General features: G+C 73.0%; 13 protein-coding genes and 1 pseudogene. 9 read left to right on the top strand and 5 right to left on the bottom strand.

Features of this window, described 5'->3' with window-relative positions; genetic code table 11:
• Positions 1–7: 7 nt before the first annotated feature.
• The 3 genes from ACSHV8_RS21960 to ACSHV8_RS21950 all read right to left on the bottom strand — a co-directional run bounded on the left by ACSHV8_RS21960 (position 8) and on the right by ACSHV8_RS21950 (position 5,368).
• The gene (locus tag ACSHV8_RS21960; RefSeq protein ID WP_436535621.1) at positions 8–523 is read right to left on the bottom strand and encodes a sigma-70 family RNA polymerase sigma factor; all 516 of its coding nucleotides are present in this window, start codon (positions 521–523) and stop codon (positions 8–10) included.
• Positions 524–728: 205 nt separating this feature from the next.
• On the bottom strand, positions 729–2,570 hold the full coding sequence (locus tag ACSHV8_RS21955; protein WP_436535620.1) for a BTAD domain-containing putative transcriptional regulator: 1,842 nt from the start codon (positions 2,568–2,570) through the stop codon (positions 729–731).
• Positions 2,567–5,368, bottom strand: coding sequence for an AfsR/SARP family transcriptional regulator (locus tag ACSHV8_RS21950; protein ID WP_436535619.1), 2,802 nt, complete (start codon positions 5,366–5,368; stop codon positions 2,567–2,569). The genes ACSHV8_RS21955 and ACSHV8_RS21950 overlap by 4 nt, the downstream gene beginning before the upstream one ends.
• A 206-nt stretch (positions 5,369–5,574) precedes the next feature.
• Here ACSHV8_RS21950 and ACSHV8_RS21945 point away from each other — a divergent pair, with 206 nt between their 5' ends.
• Positions 5,575–6,414 carry an SDR family oxidoreductase gene (locus ACSHV8_RS21945; RefSeq protein ID WP_436535618.1) on the top strand — a complete coding sequence of 280 codons (840 nt, stop codon included), beginning with the start codon at positions 5,575–5,577 and terminating at the stop codon, positions 6,412–6,414.
• A 17-nt stretch (positions 6,415–6,431) separates the two neighbouring features.
• Positions 6,432–6,755 (top strand): plasmid stabilization protein, encoded by a 324-nt coding sequence (locus ACSHV8_RS21940; RefSeq protein WP_436535617.1) that lies wholly within the window; start codon positions 6,432–6,434, stop codon positions 6,753–6,755.
• A 69-nt stretch (positions 6,756–6,824) separates the two neighbouring features.
• Here ACSHV8_RS21940 and ACSHV8_RS21935 read toward each other — a convergent pair whose 3' ends face one another.
• Entirely contained in the window at positions 6,825–7,154 is a 330-nt protein-coding gene (locus ACSHV8_RS21935) for a hypothetical protein (protein WP_436535616.1), read from the bottom strand.
• A 448-nt stretch (positions 7,155–7,602) separates the two neighbouring features.
• On the opposite strand from ACSHV8_RS21935, the gene ACSHV8_RS21930 reads away from it, so the two are divergent.
• Positions 7,603–8,829, top strand: coding sequence for an MFS transporter (locus ACSHV8_RS21930; RefSeq protein WP_436535615.1), 1,227 nt, complete (start codon positions 7,603–7,605; stop codon positions 8,827–8,829).
• Positions 8,830–8,918: 89 nt separating this feature from the next.
• Here ACSHV8_RS21930 and ACSHV8_RS21925 read toward each other — a convergent pair whose 3' ends face one another.
• Positions 8,919–10,325, bottom strand: coding sequence for an aldehyde dehydrogenase family protein (locus tag ACSHV8_RS21925; RefSeq protein WP_436535614.1), 1,407 nt, complete (start codon positions 10,323–10,325; stop codon positions 8,919–8,921).
• 109 nt (positions 10,326–10,434) lie between these two features.
• Between ACSHV8_RS21925 and ACSHV8_RS21920 the strand changes: the two genes are divergently transcribed.
• The 6 genes and pseudogenes from ACSHV8_RS21920 to ACSHV8_RS21895 form a co-directional block, all read left to right on the top strand.
• Positions 10,435–12,063, top strand: coding sequence for a carbamoyltransferase family protein (locus tag ACSHV8_RS21920; protein WP_436535613.1), 1,629 nt, complete (start codon positions 10,435–10,437; stop codon positions 12,061–12,063).
• Positions 12,060–13,049, top strand: a complete 990-nt coding sequence (locus ACSHV8_RS21915) for a glycosyltransferase family 2 protein (RefSeq protein ID WP_436535612.1) — start codon at positions 12,060–12,062, stop codon at positions 13,047–13,049. Before ACSHV8_RS21920 ends, ACSHV8_RS21915 begins: the two co-directional genes overlap by 4 nt.
• Positions 13,049–14,626 (top strand): HAD-IIIA family hydrolase, encoded by a 1,578-nt coding sequence (locus ACSHV8_RS21910; RefSeq protein ID WP_436535611.1) that lies wholly within the window; start codon positions 13,049–13,051, stop codon positions 14,624–14,626. Before ACSHV8_RS21915 ends, ACSHV8_RS21910 begins: the two co-directional genes overlap by 1 nt.
• Entirely contained in the window at positions 14,623–15,549 is a 927-nt protein-coding gene (locus ACSHV8_RS21905) for a glycosyltransferase (protein WP_436535610.1), read from the top strand. Before ACSHV8_RS21910 ends, ACSHV8_RS21905 begins: the two co-directional genes overlap by 4 nt.
• Complete coding sequence (locus ACSHV8_RS21900; RefSeq protein ID WP_436535609.1) at positions 15,534–16,715, top strand: glycosyltransferase; 1,182 nt, start codon at positions 15,534–15,536, stop codon at positions 16,713–16,715. The genes ACSHV8_RS21905 and ACSHV8_RS21900 overlap by 16 nt, the downstream gene beginning before the upstream one ends.
• A pseudogene (locus ACSHV8_RS21895) lies at positions 16,712–17,284 on the top strand (D-sedoheptulose-7-phosphate isomerase); the annotation flags it as partial. The gene ACSHV8_RS21900 and the pseudogene ACSHV8_RS21895, both read left to right, overlap by 4 nt.
• Positions 17,285–17,304: the final 20 nt, after the last annotated feature.

Raw genomic sequence — 17,304 nt, 5'->3', positions numbered from 1 at the left:
GGCCGGATCAACCGGACATGCCGAACGCGGCGCGCAGGTGCCGCAGGGCGTAGTGGGCGCGCGATTTCACCGTGCCGACCGGCACTCCGAGCCGGGCTGCCGTCTCGTCGGTGGACGCGCCCTTCCAGTACAGCTCGTGCAGGATCGTCCGGTGCGCCCAGCTGAGCCGGCCCAGCGCGTCGGACAGGGTGAACACGGCCAGCGACTGCTCGGTGCTGTCCTCCTCGGAGAGCAGGCTGCTGGCGTCGAGCAGGTTCACCTCGGACGGGCGGGCCTGCCGCATCCGGGCCGCGTCGATGGCGATTCGGCGGGCCACGGTGAACAGCCAGCGACGCGCGTTCTCCTCCTGGACCGGCAGGGTGTCCATGTGCTTCCACGCGCGCAGCATCGTCTCCTGGAACAGGTCCTCCGCGACGGATCGCTCGTTGCGGGTGAGTCTCAGCAGAAAGTGCAGCAGTGGCCGTCCGTGCAGGGCGTGGACTTCCTCCATGCGGGAGACCGGGTCGCTCAGCGTCGAAGTCACGGGTATTGCCTCTCGGTTCTAGGGACACAGCGAGTGATTCACCCGAGTGGGTGGTTCCGCGCCGCCGGGAGAGTAGGCAGACCCTTGTTACATCTCCTTGGGATGCAAGTGGAAAAGCTCTGATCGCGCTGGTGGGACCCGGTAAAAGGGCAGCCGGAAGCCGGCCGGCGACAGGCAATGCCAGGAATTCGGGACGCGATCCGGATCAGATCCGGTGAGCCGTCCGGAACAGTTCCGGTAATTCGGCCGCATAACGGCGGCCGAGGTCATGAATCACGTATCGGCCGTGCATTCGGGCCGTCAACAGCCCGGTGGCGGCCAGTTCTTCGAGCGGTGCCCGGGCCGGTCCCACCGGAGCCGAGGGCAACGATGCGGCGCTACGCACGGTGATGTCCGGGCCCGGGTGCCCGGCGAGCGCCCGGAACATGGTGGCGGCCTCGATGCTCAGCGTCCGGTACGACCAGGAGAAGATCGTGCGCAGGTCCTCGTTGAGCTCGTCCGAGCTGAACGGGTCCAGGCCGGTGCCGGGCCGCCGTAACTCGGCCAGCAGCGAGGCCGGTGTGACTCCGGGCTCCAGCAGGGTCCGGGCGGCCAGGATGCTCAGGGCCAGCGGTAGCCGTCCGGCCCGCTCGGCCAGCTCGGCCAGGACGGCCGGATCGGCGGCCGTCCGGTCGCCGATCCGCGCGGCGAGCAGGGCGACCGCCTCCTCCGGCGCGGGCTCGTCGAGGGCGAACAGGCGGGTGCCGACGTTGGCGGCCAGCCCGGTCAGCCGGCGCCGGCTGGTCATCACCACGGCGCTGCCGGCGTCGCCCGGAAACAACGGCGACGCCTGGTCGGACTCCCGCACGTCGTCGAGCAGGACCAGCATCCGGCGACCGGCCAGCGAGCTGCGGAACATCGCCGCCCTGGCGTCGGCCGATTCCGGGATGGCGGCCCGCGGCACCCCGAGAGCTTCGAGGAACGACCCCAGCACGGCCCCCGGGGTCACGGGCGGGCCGGCCGAGAAGCCCCGCAGGTCGGCGTAGAGCTGCCCGTCCGGGAAGTGCTGGGCGACCCGGTGAGCGAGGTGCACGGCCAGGGTGCTCTTGCCGACCCCGGGCATGCCGCAGACGGCCACGGTGAGCAGCGCGCGGCGTCGCTCGGTGAAGATCTCGTCGAGCCGGGCGAGCTCCGATTCCCGGCCGACGAACCGGGGCAAGCGGGTCGGTAACTGCGCGGGCCGGATCACGGCCGGGCCCGGCGCGGACACGGTGACCGAGGATGGGGGGAGCGACGGGCTCGGCCCGGGAGCGGATTCCGGAAGCTGGTGCAGGATCCGGCGATAGGCCTCGTCCAACCTGGGCACCGCCCCGCCGAACCGCCGCCGGACCTCCTGGTAGAGGCTGAGCGCCTCGGCCTGCCGACCGTCCGCCGACAGCACCAGCAACAGGCTCGCGTGCAGCCTCTCGTTGGCCGGATCCCAGGTGGCGGCCTGCCGGAGGGCGGGCAGGACGCTCACCGGCCGCTGCAGGGCCAGGGCGAGCGCTGCGGCCTCGATCACGGCGCCCGAGTATTCCCGTTCGATCGCGGACAGCGCCGGAAGCGGCGCCGACGGCGGTGTCAGCCCGGCCGCGGGTCGCCCTCGCCACAGACCCAGACCCATGAGGTACGACCGCAGCCCCTCCTCGGGTTCGGCCGGCGCCACCGTCGCGGCCTGCCGCACGATCTCCCGGAACGCCAGCAGGTCGAAGCAGTCCGCATCCAGGGGCAGGTGATAGCCGCCGAGCTGGGGCAGGATCCAGCGTCCGGGCGATCGCCGGGCCAGGTCCGGCTCCAGCACCCGGCGCAGCGATCCGATGTAGCGGTGCAGGATGTTCACCGCGCTGTCCGGCGGCCGGGCCCCCCACAGCGCGGTGAGGATCTCCCCGGTGGTGACCGTCTGCCCGGCCCGGGCCAGCAGCAGGGCCAGGATGACGCGGCCCTGGCGGGGGCCGAGGGGCAGTTCGGTCTCGTCACGCCGGACCCGCAGCGGGCCGAGGATCTGGAATCGATGGACGGAGCCGGTCACCCGGAGATCTTCTGCAGCCGGGCGGTGATCGCGGCGACCGGCTCCAGAGTCGGATCGTCGACCTGGGACCTCGCCTCGATCCAGGCCCGGCGCGCGGCTTCGGTGTCACCGACGACGAGATAGGCGTCGCCGAGGGCGGTATAGGCCATGACCAGGTTCACCTGAGCGCCACATTTCTTCGCGTACGAGACCGCCCGCTCGTGCCGGCGGATCGCGGACTCGTGCCGCGCCGCGGCGGAGTCGATCTCGGCCAGCAGATGGTGCCCGATCGTCATCCCGGTCATGTCGCCCAGCTCCCGATACAGTCCCAGCGCCTCGGCGGCCAGCCGGTTCGCCGCGGTCAGCAGGCCCAGACCCAGCAGGCATCGGGCCAGGCTGGAGCGGGCCGACGCACTCAGCTGGCGCCGGTCGCTGTGGCGCAGCAACCGTAGCGCCCGGACCAGGTCGGCGACGCCGGCCCGGCGGTTACCCCGGCTGATCTCGACCATGCCCCGGTTCATCTTGGCATGAGCCGCCGAGTCCTCGTCGGCCACGCGCCGGAAACGCTCCTCGGCGAAGGTGAACCGCCACGACGCCTCGGCCAGGTTGCCCAGCCGCCAGTGCGCCCCGGCCAGGCTGTGCGCAGTCAGCGCGACCCCGTGCAGGTCCTGGGCGATCGCCGCGGCCCGCAGCCCGGTGTTCATCAGCGCCAGCCATTCGTGCCAGCGGCAGGTCCGGTCGAGGAACACTGCGGTGGTCAGTGCCAGCGGCCAGGCCACGGCCTCGGCGCCGCCGGCCGTGCTGCGCTCGACGACCGCGCGGAGCACCGGCAGTTCGGCGGTGAACCAGGCGGTCGCCTCGGCACTCGTCTCGATCGGGGTGGGAACGACACCGGGCAGCGGCGGCGCGGGCACCGGCCCAGGCGGGCTCTGCGGCGTCAGCCGTTCGTTGGCCAGGTGCGCGGTCTGCCGGTAGTAGTCGCACAGCCGGCCCCAGGCCGCGGCCCGGTCCTCGACGGTGTCCTCGGCCCGGCACAGCTCGCCCGCGAACCGGGAGACCAGGTCGTGCACCCGGTACCGATCGGCCTGGCACCGGTCCACCAGCCGGGTCCGGATCATCTCGCGCAGATGGGCGTGCGCCTCGGCCGGTTCGATCCCGGCCAGCGCGGCCGCCCCGTGCAGGGTCGTCACCGGCGCCGGTAGCCGGGACAGCAACCGGAACAGGCGGGCCGCCGCCGGGCTGAGCAGCTGGTAGGACCAGGTGAACACGGCCCGGACGTCCCGGTTCAGGTCGCCGTCGTCGAAGGCGTCCAGATTTTCCCCGGCCGTCCGCAACTCGGCCGCGATCACCGACAGCGGGGAGTCGGGTGTGGCCGCCGCCCGGCCCCCGACGATCGCCATGGCCAGCGGAAGCCGCCCGCACCGCTGCACGATCTCGTCGAGCGCTTTCGGCTCCCGCCAGGCCAGACCACCGAGCCGCTCGGCCATCGCCGCCCGGGACTCGGCCATCGACGGCAGACCCAGGCTCAACGTCCGGGCGCCGTGCGCGGTGACCAGCTCGGGCAGGCGGCTGCGACTGGTCACCACGACCATGCACCCGGGTGAGCCGGGCAGCAGCGGCCGGACCTGTTCGACACCGCGGACGTTGTCGAGCACGATCAGAATCCGCCGGTCGGCCACGACGCTGCGGAACAGCGACGATCGGCTCTCCACGCCCTGCGGCACCGAGCCGGCGGGCAGCCCCAGCGCGGTGAGGAACGACAACAGAGTCTCGGCCGGGTCGGCGATCTCCGCGTACGGATGGAATCCCCGCATGTCGGCGAAGAGCTGACCGTCCGGGAATTGCGGCGCGACCAGGTGCCCGATGTGCACCGCCAGCGTGGTCTTGCCGACGCCGGGCATACCGTCGACGACGACCGTCGGCATCGCCTCCCGGCCGTGATCGGTCCATCCGCTGATCTGCTGGATCAAGGCCTGCTGCCCGGCGAAGTACGGCATGTCGGGAGGCAGCTGCGCCGGTCCGGCCATCGCCACGCGGGACTCGCCGACGGGCTCGTCGACACTGCCGCTCATCACCGACCGGTACGCATCCCGCAGCTCGGCCCCGGGGTCGACACCGAGCTCCTCGGAGAGCCGGGAGGCCAGATTCCCGTACAGCATCACGGCCGCGGCCTGCTTCCCGTCGGCGGCCATCAGGCGAAGCAGCGGAGCCTGTAACGCCTCGTCCCACGGGTGCCGTGCGGCGATCGGCTCCAGGACGGGCAGCGCGAGACCGGCCTGTCCGGTGCGCAGGGCCAGCTTCGCCGCCTCCCGGGCGACGGCCGAACCCTCGGCGTCGACAGCAGCGAACGCCGGCCGGGCCGGCTCGCCCGGGGCCGGGCCGCCCGCGCAGGCACCGGTCCACAGCGAGAGCGCCTCGACGAACAGCTTCAGCGCCCCCGCCTCGTCCTCGGCGGCCCGGTCACGCGCCTCCTCGGCCAGCTCGCGGAACTCCAGCAGATCCAGGGCGCCGGGCCGGGCAATGAAGGTGTAGCCACCGACCCCACCCGTCAACCAGCGGCTGGCCGACCGCGGAGACCGCTCGGGTTCCAGCAGATTCCGGAGCCGGCTGATGGCCCGATGAACGACGTTCAGCGCCGTGACCGGCGGCTGATCGCCCCAGAGCAGCTCGACGAGCTCGTCGCCGCGGACCTGCTCGCCGGCCCGGGCCAGCAGCAGGGCGAGGATCAGCTGGTGCTGACGGGAGCCGAGAGGCAGGGCCTGACCGTCGCGGCGAACCTCCAGCGGACCGAGCAGCGAGAAGGTCAGCTCCGGCGACATGCCCATGAATACTGTCAACCCCCAGGTCTCCGGCCGTCAGGAGCGGAGAGCGAAACAGGGGCCAGTGCAAGATCACTGACCGTGGTCTGCACTGGCATCCTCCGGCCGGACCGGCGTCAGCCTTCGCCCTGTCGCCGATGTGCGTGCCCGTTTTGGGGTCCGCATCCGGGGAATGACAACGGCATCCCGATGTGAGGAGGCTCAGGATGCCCGAGAACGAACCCGCGCAGACACCGCCCGGCAGCACCGCGGCGATGCGGCGCAAGCCCGATCACGGTGAGGACAGCTACCGCGGCTCCGGCCGCCTCGACGGCAAGCGGGTGCTGATCACCGGTGGTGACAGCGGCATCGGCCGGGCCGTCGCGATTGCGTTCGCGCGGGAAGGCGCCGACGTCGCGATCTCGTACCTCAACGAGGAGGACGACGCCCGCGACACCGCCGCTCTGGTCGAGAAGGCCGGCCGTCGCGCGGTCCTGCTGCCCGGCGATCTGTCCACCCGTGACCAGTGCCGCGAGGTGATCGACCGGACCGTGCGCGAGCTCGGTGGCCTCGACGTGCTGGTCAACAATGCCGCCCACCAGATGACCTACAAGACCGTCGAGGAGATCCCGGACGAGGAGTGGGTCAACACCTTCGACGTCAACATCACCGCGATGTTCCGCCTGGTCCAGGCCGCGATGCCGCACCTGGGCGAGGGTGCGTCGATCATCAACACCAGCTCGGTCAACTACGACCAGCCGAAGCCGACGCTGCTGCCGTACGCGACGACCAAGGGCGCGATCGCCAACTTCACCGCCGGTCTGGCTCAGATGCTCGGCGACCGCGGCATCCGGGTCAACGCAGTCGCCCCCGGCCCGATCTGGACGCCGCTGATCCCCTCGACCATGCCGGCCGACCAGGTCGCCGAGTTCGGCAAGAACACCCCGCTGGGCCGCCCGGGCGAACCGCGCGAGGTCGCCCCGGCCTACGTGCTGCTCGCCTCCGACGAGGCCAGCTACATCTCCGGGGCGGTCATCCCGGTCACCGGCGGCAAACCCATTCTCTGAAACCGTAGGAGGTAGTCATGCCCGCAGGATCGAGTCCCAAGAGGGAACGCCAGTACGAGCACATCAAGGACAGTGTCGAGAAGCGCGGCGGTTCGGAGAAAGTGGCCAAGGAGATCGCCGCCCGCACGGTCAACAAGGAGCGCGCCCGAGCCGGAGAGTCCCGTACGGCCAGCCGCACCTCACTCGACGACGTCTCGTCGGGCCACCGCGGCGGCAAGCGTTCGCACACCGGCGCTCAGGGCCGCACCAAGGAGCAGCTGTACAACGAGGCCAAGAAACGCAACATCGCCGGCCGTTCCTCGATGTCCAAGGCCCAGCTGGAGCACGCGCTGGCCCGCTGACGATCCAGAAGAAAGTTGGGGGGCAGGTACCGATCGGTACCTGCCCCCCAACTACGTGCGCGGACGAACCTAGACCAGCGGGTCGCCGCCGACGCCGGACGGCACCGTCCGGGCGGGCTTGGGCTGACGAACCGGGCTCGGCGTGCTCACCGGCGGCGTCGTCGCGGGAACCGTGACCGGCTGGCTCGTCGCCGTCGTGTCGGTGTGGGGAAGCTTCGCGACGACCGCCTGGGTGCCGGTGGCCAGCAGCGTCTTCGCCTTCTCCTGCGCCTGAACGGCGGTCGGGTGGTTGCTCGCCTTACGCGCGTACGCGGCGATCTGCTCGAACTTCTCGCGCCCCGCGCGGGTGCCGAGGACGTAACCGGCAGCGAATCCGACGGCCAGCTTGAGTACCTTCACGTGTCTTCTCCCGTGCTCGTGGTCAGTCGGGCTGTTCGCCCGTGGCCCTGCGGACATCGGCGGTAACCGTGAAGATCGCGCCCTGTGCCGGCGCCGTCTCCGTGGTCACACCGCCCACCTCCTTGCTCACGAGTACCTCCGTGCCCCTCATCGAGGCGGCTAAAACACTCGACAAGTAGACCTGGCACACATCCGGAACCGGTCGGGGCTGGGAAAACGCGGGCGTACGGGCACGCGAGGATCAGTCGCGGGGGTGGCGGCGAGCCGGCCGGTCCGGTGCGGCGGCGGACCGCCGGGGTGCCGGGACGCGGCCGTCGCAACCGTCGCGGTTGCGGTCCGGTAGTGCGTGGCGCTCCGCGCGAAGCGGTCGTGGACTCCGGGCGAACAGTCCGTCGGCGCCGAGATCCGGAGCCGGGGGACCGCAGGGGGTATCGCCGCTTTGGCACCGATGTTCGCACCGTTGAAGGAGCGCAACTACCGGCTCTGGGCCGGCGCCGACCTGGTGTCGACGGCCGGTACCTGGATGCAGGTGCTCGGGCTGAACTGGCTGGTCCTGTCCGACACCGGCTCGGCCGCCACCATGGGTCTGGTCGTGATGCTGCAGGCGCTGCCGGTGCTGGTTCTGGGCACCTGGGGTGGCGCGCTCGCCGACCGGCTGCCGGCCCGTCCGCTGCTGATCGCCAGCCAGGCGGTGCGCGCGCTGCTCGCGCTGGCCCTGGTGGCGCACGGTGGCCACGCGCTGATCTTCGCGGTGGCCCTGGCCTCGGGCGTGATCAGTTCGTTCGAGGGTCCGTCGCTGGGCCGTTTCGGTTCCGCGCTGGTCCCGCCGTCGTCGCTTGGTTCGGCGCTTGCGCTTGGTTCGGTGCTCAGCTCGGCCGGCCGGATCGGCGGGATGGCGCTCGGCGGGGTGCTGGTCGGCGTCACCGGCCCGGCCGTGCTCTTCGTGATCAACGCGATCTCGTACGTGGCGGTCATCGGGGCGCTGGCCGCGATGCGCCCCGATGAGCTGCGGGATCTGCCGGTGGCCGCAGCGGGGGAGCGGGGCGTGCGGTCGGGCCTGCGCTACATCGCCGGGCAGCCGGTGGTGCTGATCGTACTCGCGCTCTCCTTCGTGCTCGGCTCGCTGGGCCGCAACTACCAGGTCAGCATGGCGTCGATGGCGGCCGGGCCGCTGCACGGCGGCTCCGGCGGGTACGGCCTGCTCTCCACCGTCTTCGCGGTCGGTGCCGTGCTCGGCGGGCTGCTGCTGGCCGGCTCCGGCCGTTCGACCCTGCGCGTGCTGCTCGGCACCGGCCTGGCCATCAGTGTTCTGCAGATCTGCTCCGGCCTGGCCCCGAACGTCTGGTCGTTCGCCGGGCTGATCCTGCCGATCGCGGCCGGCGCGGTCGTCTTCGACACCGTCGTCTCGACCCGCATCCAGCTCGACACCCGTGAGGACATGCGGGGGCGGGTGCTGGCCGCCGTCGGGATCGTGTCGTCGCTGTCCGGGATGGTCGGCGCGCCCGCGGTCGGCTGGCTCTGCGACACCGTCGGCCCGCGCGGCGCGCTGCTGATCGGCGGGGCGGTCACCACGGCCGCGGCGGTGGCCGGGGCGGTGGCGATCGCCCGCGCCCAGGGCCGCAGGCTGCACCTGCCGCACCCGGAGCCGCTGGTCCCGGCCGAGCAGATGGCCTGATCCACCGCTGCTGTCCCGAAGGTCCGGCGCACCCGCGCCGGACCTTCGCGCTGTTGAGAAGCGCTGTTGGGAAGCGCTGTTGAGGAGCGTTACCAGCCGGCGGGCGGCGCTTCGAGATGTACGACCTTGGTCACCGTCATCTCGTCGAGCAGCTCCGGCCCGTACCCGAAGCCCTGCCCGCTGAGCCGGCGCGGTTGCGCGGCACCGCCCGGTGCGCCGCCGAAGACCGCGTTGATCTTCACTGTGCCGACCGGCAGTGCCCGCCAGGCCTGCTGCGCGTGGCTCATCGACGGCGTGAGCACGGTCGCGGCCAGCCCGTACTCGGACTGCGAGGCCCGCCGCAGGCCGTCGGCGAAGGAGTCGACGACGGCGACCGGCGCGACCGGACCGAACGTCTCCTCGCGCATCACCGCCATCTCGTCGGTGCAGCCGGACAGCACGGTCGGCGGGTAGAACGCGCCCGGGCCGGCCGGTGCCGAGCCGCCGCGCAGCGCGGTCGCGCCGTCCTTGACCGCCTGCTGCACCTGCTCGTCGACGGTGTCGCGCAGCCGCCGGTCGACCAGCGGCCCGATCCGCGACTCCCAGGCGTCGGCCTCGGCGACCAGCGCGTCCAGGAACGCGTCGGCGACCGACGCGACCACGTAGACGCGTTCGACGGCGACGCAGATCTGGCCGGAGTTCGCGAAGGCGCCCAGCGCGGCCTGGCCGGCCGCCCACGCCGGGTCGACGCCGTCGTCTACCAGCAGGGGGTCCTTGCCACCGTTCTCCAGCAGCGCCTTGGCGCCGGTCCGCGCGCAGGCCGCCGCGATCGCCCGCCCGGTGGCCGTGGAGCCTACGTGGGCCACCACGTCGACCGTGGCGCTGCTGAGCAGGGCGCCGGTGTGCCCGTCGCCATTGATCAGGTTGAGGACGCCCGCCGGGAAGTGCACGGCGATCAGGGTGGCGAGCCGGTACCCGGTGCCCGGGGTGCGCTCGCTCGGCTTGTGCACCACCGTGTTCCCGGTGACCAGGGCGGCTCCGAGCAGCCCGCAGGCCACCGCGACGGGGTCGTTCCACGGGGTGATCACCGCGACGACGCCGCGCGGGCCGTAGGCCATCAGGTCGATCGCCTCGTCGTCGCCGGCCAGGGTCCGTCCGCGGTGAACCGGGCCGAGCTCGGCGTACTGCCGCAGTGTCCCGACCCCGGCCAGCACCGAGTCGCGGGCGTCGCCGACCGGCTTGCCCATCTCGGCGTGGATCAGCTCGGCCAGTTCGCCGGCGGCGGCCTCGACCGCGTTCGCCGCGGCGTGCAGCGCGGCGCCCCGGGCGGCCGGTGCGGTCCGGGCCCAGCCGGGCGCGGCCTCGCGCGCGGCGGCCACGGCGTCCCGGACGTCGGCCTCGTCGGAAACGATTACCCGGGTGACCGGGGAATCGTCTGACGGATTGATGATCGACAATTCTCGACCGGAGCTGCCGGGGCGCCGGGACCCCGCGATGAGTTGCGTGACCTCGTCCATGGACGGCCGATTTCCCGGCTCTGACCGGCGCAAACGTGAACCACTTCGACCGTCGAAGTTTTTTGTGACCTTGTGAATACGCCGGAAAGTGCTGGGTATCCGGCGCGCCATGCGTGTGTTGGGAATCAACGCGATCTTTCATGATCCGGCGGCGGCGCTGATCGTGGACGGCCAGGTGGTGGCCGCGGCCGAGGAGGAGCGGTTCAGCCGCCGCAAGCACGGCAAGCGGCCGGTGCCGTTCGCCGCCTGGGAGCTGCCGGAGCTGTCCGCGGCGTGGTGCCTGGCCGAGGCCGGTCTGCGCCCGGGCGACCTGGACGCGGTCGCCTACTCCTTCGACCCGGGGATCAGCCGGGACGCCGCCGACCTGGGCCTTGACGATCCGTGGGATCACCTGCGGCTGGATTACGCCCGGCGAGCACCACAGTTCCTGGCCGCGGCACTGCCCGGGCTCGACCCCGAGCAGGTGCGCTTCGTGCCGCATCACGTCGCGCACGCCGCGTCGGCCGGGCTGTCCGTGCCCGAGGACAACGCCGTGCTGGTCCTGGACGGCCGCGGGGAGGTCGCCGGGCACCTGGCCGGGGCGTACCGCGGGGGCGAACTGACCGTGCTGCGCACTCAGGAGCTGCCGCACTCGCTGGGGCTGCTCTACGAGGATCTGACCCGCCACCTGGGCTTCCTGCACTCCAGCGACGAGTACAAGGTGATGGCCCTGGCCTCGTACGGCAAACCGAAGTTTCTTGATCTTCTCCGCGAGCTGATCAGAGCCACCGGCGACGGCGGGTTCGTCGTGGAGCGCATCGACTGGAGCGCCCTGGCCAAGCCGTGCGGGCCCGGCGGCGAACTCACCGACGCGCACGCCGACCTGGCCGCCAGCGTCCAGAAACGCCTGGAAGAGGTCATTCTTGACCTGGCCCGGTGGACCTACGACGCCTCCGGTGGCCTGCCGACGCTGACGATGGCCGGTGGCACCGCGCTCAACTGCGTGGCCAACGGCCGGATCGCCGCCGAGGGGCCGTTCGAGCGGGTCTGGGTGCAGCCGGCCGCCGGCGACTCGGGCACCGCGCTCGGCTCGGCCCTGTCCGTGCACGGGCAGAGCATCCCGTTCGCCACCGCCGCGCTCGGCCGCGGCTGGTCCGACGAGGAGCTCGAGGCCGAGCTGAAGCGGGCCGCGCTGCCCTACACGCGACCGGATTCGATCGCCGCCGAGGCCGCCGAGGCTCTGGCCCGGGACGGGATCGTCGCCTGGTATCAGGGCCGCAGCGAGTACGGCCCGCGCGCGCTCGGCCACCGATCCCTGCTGGCGCACCCCGGCCGCTCGGACACCCAGCGGCGGATGAACGACGTCAAGGGCCGTGAGCAGTTCCGCCCGATCGCGCCGATGGTGCGGGCCGAACGCTTCCACGACATCTTCGACGGCGTTTACCCGAGCGAGTACATGCTCTTCGTGCATCGGGTCAAACCGGACTGGCGGGATCGGATCCCGGCGGTCACCCACGTCGACGGGACGGCCCGGGTGCAGACCGTCCACCATGAGTCCGAGCCGGTCGTGGCCGCCCTGCTGGCCGAGTTCGAGAGGCTCACCGGCCTGCCGGTGGTCGTCAACACGTCGCTCAATACGGCCGGGCGCCCGATGGTGGACACACCACGTGAGGCGATGGAGCTGTTCGGCTCGGCGCCGGTCGACCTGCTGGCCCTGGGCCCGTTCGCGGTCCACCGGACGCGGGTGTTCGACGCGTGATAAGCATCGTGGTGCCGACCCTGGGCCGGCCGTCGCTGCCGGTCCTGCTGGACGCTCTGCCGCGGGACGTGGAGGTGCTGGTCGTCGACGACCGGGCTGATCCCGGCGAGCCGTTGACCGTTCCCGATCACGCCGCCGTGGTCAAGGGCCCGGCCCGCGGACCGGCCGCCGCCCGCAACGCCGGCTGGCGAGTGGCCCGCCACGACTGGGTGGTCTTCCTCGACGACGACGTCCTTCCCGGCCCGTTCTGGGCCGAACGGCTCGCCGAGGACCTGTACCGGGCCGGGCCGCGGGTCGGCGGCGTGCAGGGCGTGGTGTGCGTGCCGCTGCCCGAGGACCGGCGCCCGACCGACTGGGAGCGGGTCACCGCCGGACTCGCCGACGGCCGGTGGATCACCGCCGACATGGCCTACCGCCGCGCGGCCCTGGCCGCCGTCGGTGGCTTCGACGAGCGCCTGCCCCGCGCGTTCCGGGAGGACGCCGAACTGGCCTTCCGGGTGCGCCGAGCCGGGTGGCAGCTGCAGATCGGAAATCGGAAGATCCTTCATCCCGTACGGCCGGAGACGCCCTGGGTCAGCCTGCGCACCCAGCGCGGCAACGCCGACGACGCCCTGCTCCGCCGTCTCTACGGCCGCCGCTGGCGCGACCTGCTGGAGATCCCGCCGGGCCGGCGTCCCCGGCACACGGCGATCACCGGCCTGCTCGCTGCCGCCCTGGTCACCGGCGTCGCCGCCGCCGTCACCGGGAAGCGGGCCCTGGCCCTGGCCGCCGCGGCGAGCGCCACCGGATGGGCGGCCGGGACCGGCGAGTTCGCCGCCGCCCGGATCGTCCCCGGCCCCCGGGACCGGCCTGAGGTCACCACCATGCTGGTCACCAGCGCGGCCATCCCACCGGTCGCCGTCGCGCACTGGCTGCGGGGCTGGTGGCGCTGGCGGGCCGCGCGGCCGGTGCCGGCCGGGCTCGTCGCCGAGGCGGTGCCGGCCTGATGTCCCGGCTCTACGACGCCGTCCTGTTCGACCGGGACGGCACTCTCGTCGCGGACGTTCCCTACAACGGCGACCCGCGTGCGGTGGTGGCGATGCCCGGCGCCCGGGCCGCCCTGGACCGGTTGCGGGCCGCCGGGCTGCGGCTGGGCGTGGTCACCAACCAGTCCGGGCTGGCCCGCGGCCGATTCACGATCGCCCAGCTCGCGCAGGTCAACCGCCAGGTCGAAGAGTTGCTCGGGTCGTTCGGCACCTGGCAGATCTGCCCGCACGACGACACCGCCGGCTGCGACTGCCGCAAACCGGCACCCGGCCTGATCGAGGCGGCCGCGGCCGCGCTCGGCACTACCCCGCGCCGCTGCGTGGTGGTCGGCGACATCGGCCGGGACATGGGCGCCGCGCTGGCCGCGGGCGCCGCCGGGATCCTCGTGCCGACCCCGGTCACCCGGCCGGAGGAGGTGGACGCGGCTCCGGCGGTCGTCGGCAGCCTCACCGCTGCGGCCGACCTGATCCTGGAACGGGAAGCCCTGGTCCGGCCGGTCGTGGCCCGGGAGCGGGCCGGGACGGTCCTGGCCGTGCGCTCCGACTCGGCCGGGGACGTGCTGGTCACCGGGCCGGCGATCCGGGCCCTGGCCCACGGCAGCGAGCGAGTGGTCCTGCTGTGCGGGCCGCGCGGGCGGGCGGCGGCCGAGCTGCTGCCCGGCGTGGACGAGCTGATCGAGTGGAAACTGCCGTGGATCGACCCCGAGCCGGACCCGGTCGCCGACGCCGATCTGGACGGGCTGACCGCGCGGGTACGGGCGGCCGGGATCGACGAGGCGGTCATCTTCACCTCGTACCATCAATCGTCCTTGCCCCTGGCCCTGGTGCTGCGCAGGGCCGGTGTCGGGCGGATCAGCGCGATCAGCGAGGACTATCCCGGGTCGCTTCTGGACGTGCGGCACCGCGGCCTGCCCCCGGGCGTGCCGGAACCCGAGCGGGCCCGGAGCGTGGCCGCCGCCGCGGGGTTCGGGCTGCCCGATTCCGACGACGGCGCGCTGCGCGTCCGCGGGGTGCGCCGGCCCGGGCCGGGCGGCTACGTGGTCGTGCACCCGGGCGCCAGCGTGCAGGCCCGTTCCGGCCCGCCGGAGCTGCTCAGGACCGTGGTGCGAACCCTGGCCGGGGCCGGGCATCGCGTCCTGGTGACGGCCGGTCCGGCGGAAACGGCCCTGGCGACGTACGTCGCCGGGTCCGTCGCGGAGCTCGCCCACCCGCCCACCTTGACCGATCTCGCCCAGCTGTTGGCCGGCGCCGCCGCCCTGGTCGTCGGCAACACCGGCCCGGCGCATCTGGCCGCGGCCGTCGGCACCCCGGTGGTCAGCCTGTTCGCCCCCACCGTCCCGTTCGCGCAGTGGGGTCCCTACCGCGTGCCGGTCGTGCGCCTCGGCGTCGCCGGAGCGCCGTGCCGGGACACCCGGGCCACCGTGTGCCCGGTCCCCGGTCATCCCTGCCTGTCCACTGTCGACCCGGCCGGCGTGCTCGAGGCCGTGGCCCGGGTCGGCGCCCGCCCGGTCACCGCATCTCGTGAGGAAGCCGCGTGAACATCCTGCTCTGGCATGTGCACGGCTCGTGGACCACCTCGTTCGTCCAGGGCAAGCACCGCTATCTGATCCCGGTCAACGACGCCCGCGACCAGTGGGGCCGCGGCCGGGCCTGCACCTTCGACTGGCCGGAATCGGTCGAGGAGTTGCCCCTGGAGGCGATCCGTGACGCCGACGTGGCGATCGTCCAACGGCCCGAGGAGATCGACCTGGTCCCGCCCGGCCTCCCGGTGATCTACGTGGAGCACAACACGCCGAAGGGCGACGTCCCGGACACCCGGCACCCGATGGCCGACCGCGACGACCTGGTCATCGCCCACGTCACCTACTTCAACCAGCTGTTCTGGGACACCGGCGAGACACCGACGGCGGTGATCGAGCACGGCATCGTCGAACCGGCGGTGCGCTGGACCGGCGAGCTGGAACGCCTGGCGGTGGTCACCAACGAGCCGGTCCGCCGGGGCCGGGTGACCGGAACCGATCTGTACGAACGGTTCCTGCCGGTCGCCCCGCTCGACGTGTTCGGCATGGGCGTGCGGGCCCTGTCGACGCCCGGCATCACCGCCCACGAGGACCCGCCCCAGCGCGTGATGCACGAGCAACTGGCCCGCCGCCGCGCCTACCTGCACCTGTGCCGCTGGACCTCGCTCGGGCTGAGCCTGATCGAGGCGATGCAGATCGGCGTGCCGGTGATCGCGCTGGCCACCACCGAGGCGGTCGCCGCGATCCCGGACGGCGCCGGGATCCTCTCCACCCGGGTCGACACCCTGGTGGAGGCCGCGCACTGGCTCATCGAGGAGCCCGACCAGGCCCGCCTGATGGGCGACCGCGGCCGCCGCGCCGCCCTCGCCCGCTACGGGCTGGACCGCTTCCTCGCCGACTGGGACAACCTGCTGGAGGGATACCTGTGCGGATCGCGATGATCTCCGAACACGCCAGCCCGCTCGCCGCCCTCGGCGGGGTCGACGCGGGTGGCCAGAACGCGCACGTCGCCGAGCTGGCCTCGGCCCTGGCCGCCGACGGGCACGAGCTGCGCGTCTACACCCGCCGCGACGACCCGGACCTGCCGGTCGTGACGCCGGTCGGCGAGCGGACCGAGGTCGTCCACGTGCCGGCCGGCCCGGCGGCGAAACTGCCCAAGGACGCGCTGCTGCCGTACATGGCCGAGTTCGCGTCCTGGATGGCCGACGACTGGCGCGACTACGCACCGGACGTCGCCCACGCGCACTTCTGGATGAGCGGCCTGGCCACGGTCACCGCCGCGCGCCGCCACGACGTGCCGACCGTGCTGACCTATCACGCGCTCGGCACGGTCAAACGGCGTCACCAGGGCGCCGACGACACCAGCCCGGCGCATCGGATCGGCTACGAACGGGAGCTCGGCCGGGTCGCCGACCGGGTGATCGTGCAGTGCCAGGACGAGATCCAGGAGCTGGTCCGGCTCGGCGTCCCGCGGGCGCGGATGACCCTGGTCCCGTCCGGTGTCAACGTCGAGCGGTTCCGCCCGGACGGGCCGGCCGCCCCGCGCGGCGAACGGCCACGGATCCTCTCGGTCGGTCGCCTGGTGCCGCGCAAAGGATTCGAGGACCTGATCCGGGTGCTGCCCGAGGTGCCGGACGCCGAGTTGGTGATCGTCGGAGGACCGGCCGACACGTACGGGCGGCACCTGCTCACCCTCGCCGAACAGTGCCGGGTCGCCGACCGGGTCCGGCTGGCCGGGGCCGTGCCCGCGCGGGACATGCCGGCCTGGTACCGCTCGGCCGACGTGGTCGCGGCGACACCCTGGTACGAGCCGTTCGGCCTCACCCCGCTGGAGGCGATGGCCTGCGGCGTACCCGTGGTGGCGACCGCGGTCGGCGGGCTCACCGACACCGTCGTGGACGGCGTCACCGGCGACCTCGTGCCCGCCCACGACCCGCGCGGACTCGGCCTGACACTGCGAAGGCTGCTCGGCGACCCGACCCGGCGGCTCGGCTACGCGGCCGCGGCGGTCGACCGGGCCGTGCACGCCTACGCCTGGCCGCAGATCGCGGCCCGGATGAGCGCCGTCTACGCGGGCGTGGCCGCGATCCCGGCGGTGATGGCGTGACCGACCCCCTCGACAGGCATCTGAGTGCGGTCGCGGCGGCGCTCGGGCCGTACCGGACGGTCGCCGCCCGCCTGGCCGCTTGGGGTGCCGAACTCGCCGGCCACCTCGGGCGGGGTGGACGTCTGCTGATCGCCGGCAACGGCGGCAGCGCCGCCGAGGCCCAGCACCTGGCCGCCGAACTCGTCGGCAAACTCCGCGACGACCGGATGCCGCTGTCGGCGATCGCGCTCACCCCGGACTCGTCGGCGGTCACCGCGATCAGCAACGACTACGGGTTCGACGAGGTGTTCGCCCGGCAGGTCCGGGCCCACGGACGCCCCGGCGACGTGCTGCTGCTGATGTCGACCAGCGGGCGTAGCCCGAACCTGGTGGCCGCCGCGCACGCGGCCCGCGAGTGCGGGATGCGGACCTGGGCGATGCTCGGGCCCGGTCCCAGCCCGGTCGGGGACGCCAGCGACGAGGTGCTGCACTGCCCGTCCCCGGAATCCCAGGTCGTCCAGGAGCTGCACCTGATCTCCGTGCACGTGATGTGCGAACACATCGACCTGAACCTGCCCCGGGTCCTCGCCCCGGACCGCTCACCGGAAGG

Origin of the sequence: Actinoplanes sp. HUAS TT8 (assembly GCF_051380535.1) — a bacterium.
Classification (GTDB): Bacteria; Actinomycetota; Actinomycetes; order Mycobacteriales; family Micromonosporaceae; genus Actinoplanes.
This window is presented reverse-complemented; position numbering and strand designations above follow the sequence as displayed.

Coding starts and splice junctions, on each gene's coding strand:
- ACSHV8_RS21950 (WP_436535619.1), bottom strand. CDS start 5,368: ATGTCGCCGGAGCTGACCTTCTCGCTGCTCGGTCCGCTGGAGGTTCGC.
- ACSHV8_RS21945 (WP_436535618.1), top strand. CDS start 5,575: ATGCCCGAGAACGAACCCGCGCAGACACCGCCCGGCAGCACCGCGGCG.
- ACSHV8_RS21940 (WP_436535617.1), top strand. CDS start 6,432: ATGCCCGCAGGATCGAGTCCCAAGAGGGAACGCCAGTACGAGCACATC.
- ACSHV8_RS21930 (WP_436535615.1), top strand. CDS start 7,603: ATGTTCGCACCGTTGAAGGAGCGCAACTACCGGCTCTGGGCCGGCGCC.
- ACSHV8_RS21925 (WP_436535614.1), bottom strand. CDS start 10,325: ATGGACGAGGTCACGCAACTCATCGCGGGGTCCCGGCGCCCCGGCAGC.
- ACSHV8_RS21920 (WP_436535613.1), top strand. CDS start 10,435: ATGCGTGTGTTGGGAATCAACGCGATCTTTCATGATCCGGCGGCGGCG.
- ACSHV8_RS21910 (WP_436535611.1), top strand. CDS start 13,049: ATGTCCCGGCTCTACGACGCCGTCCTGTTCGACCGGGACGGCACTCTC.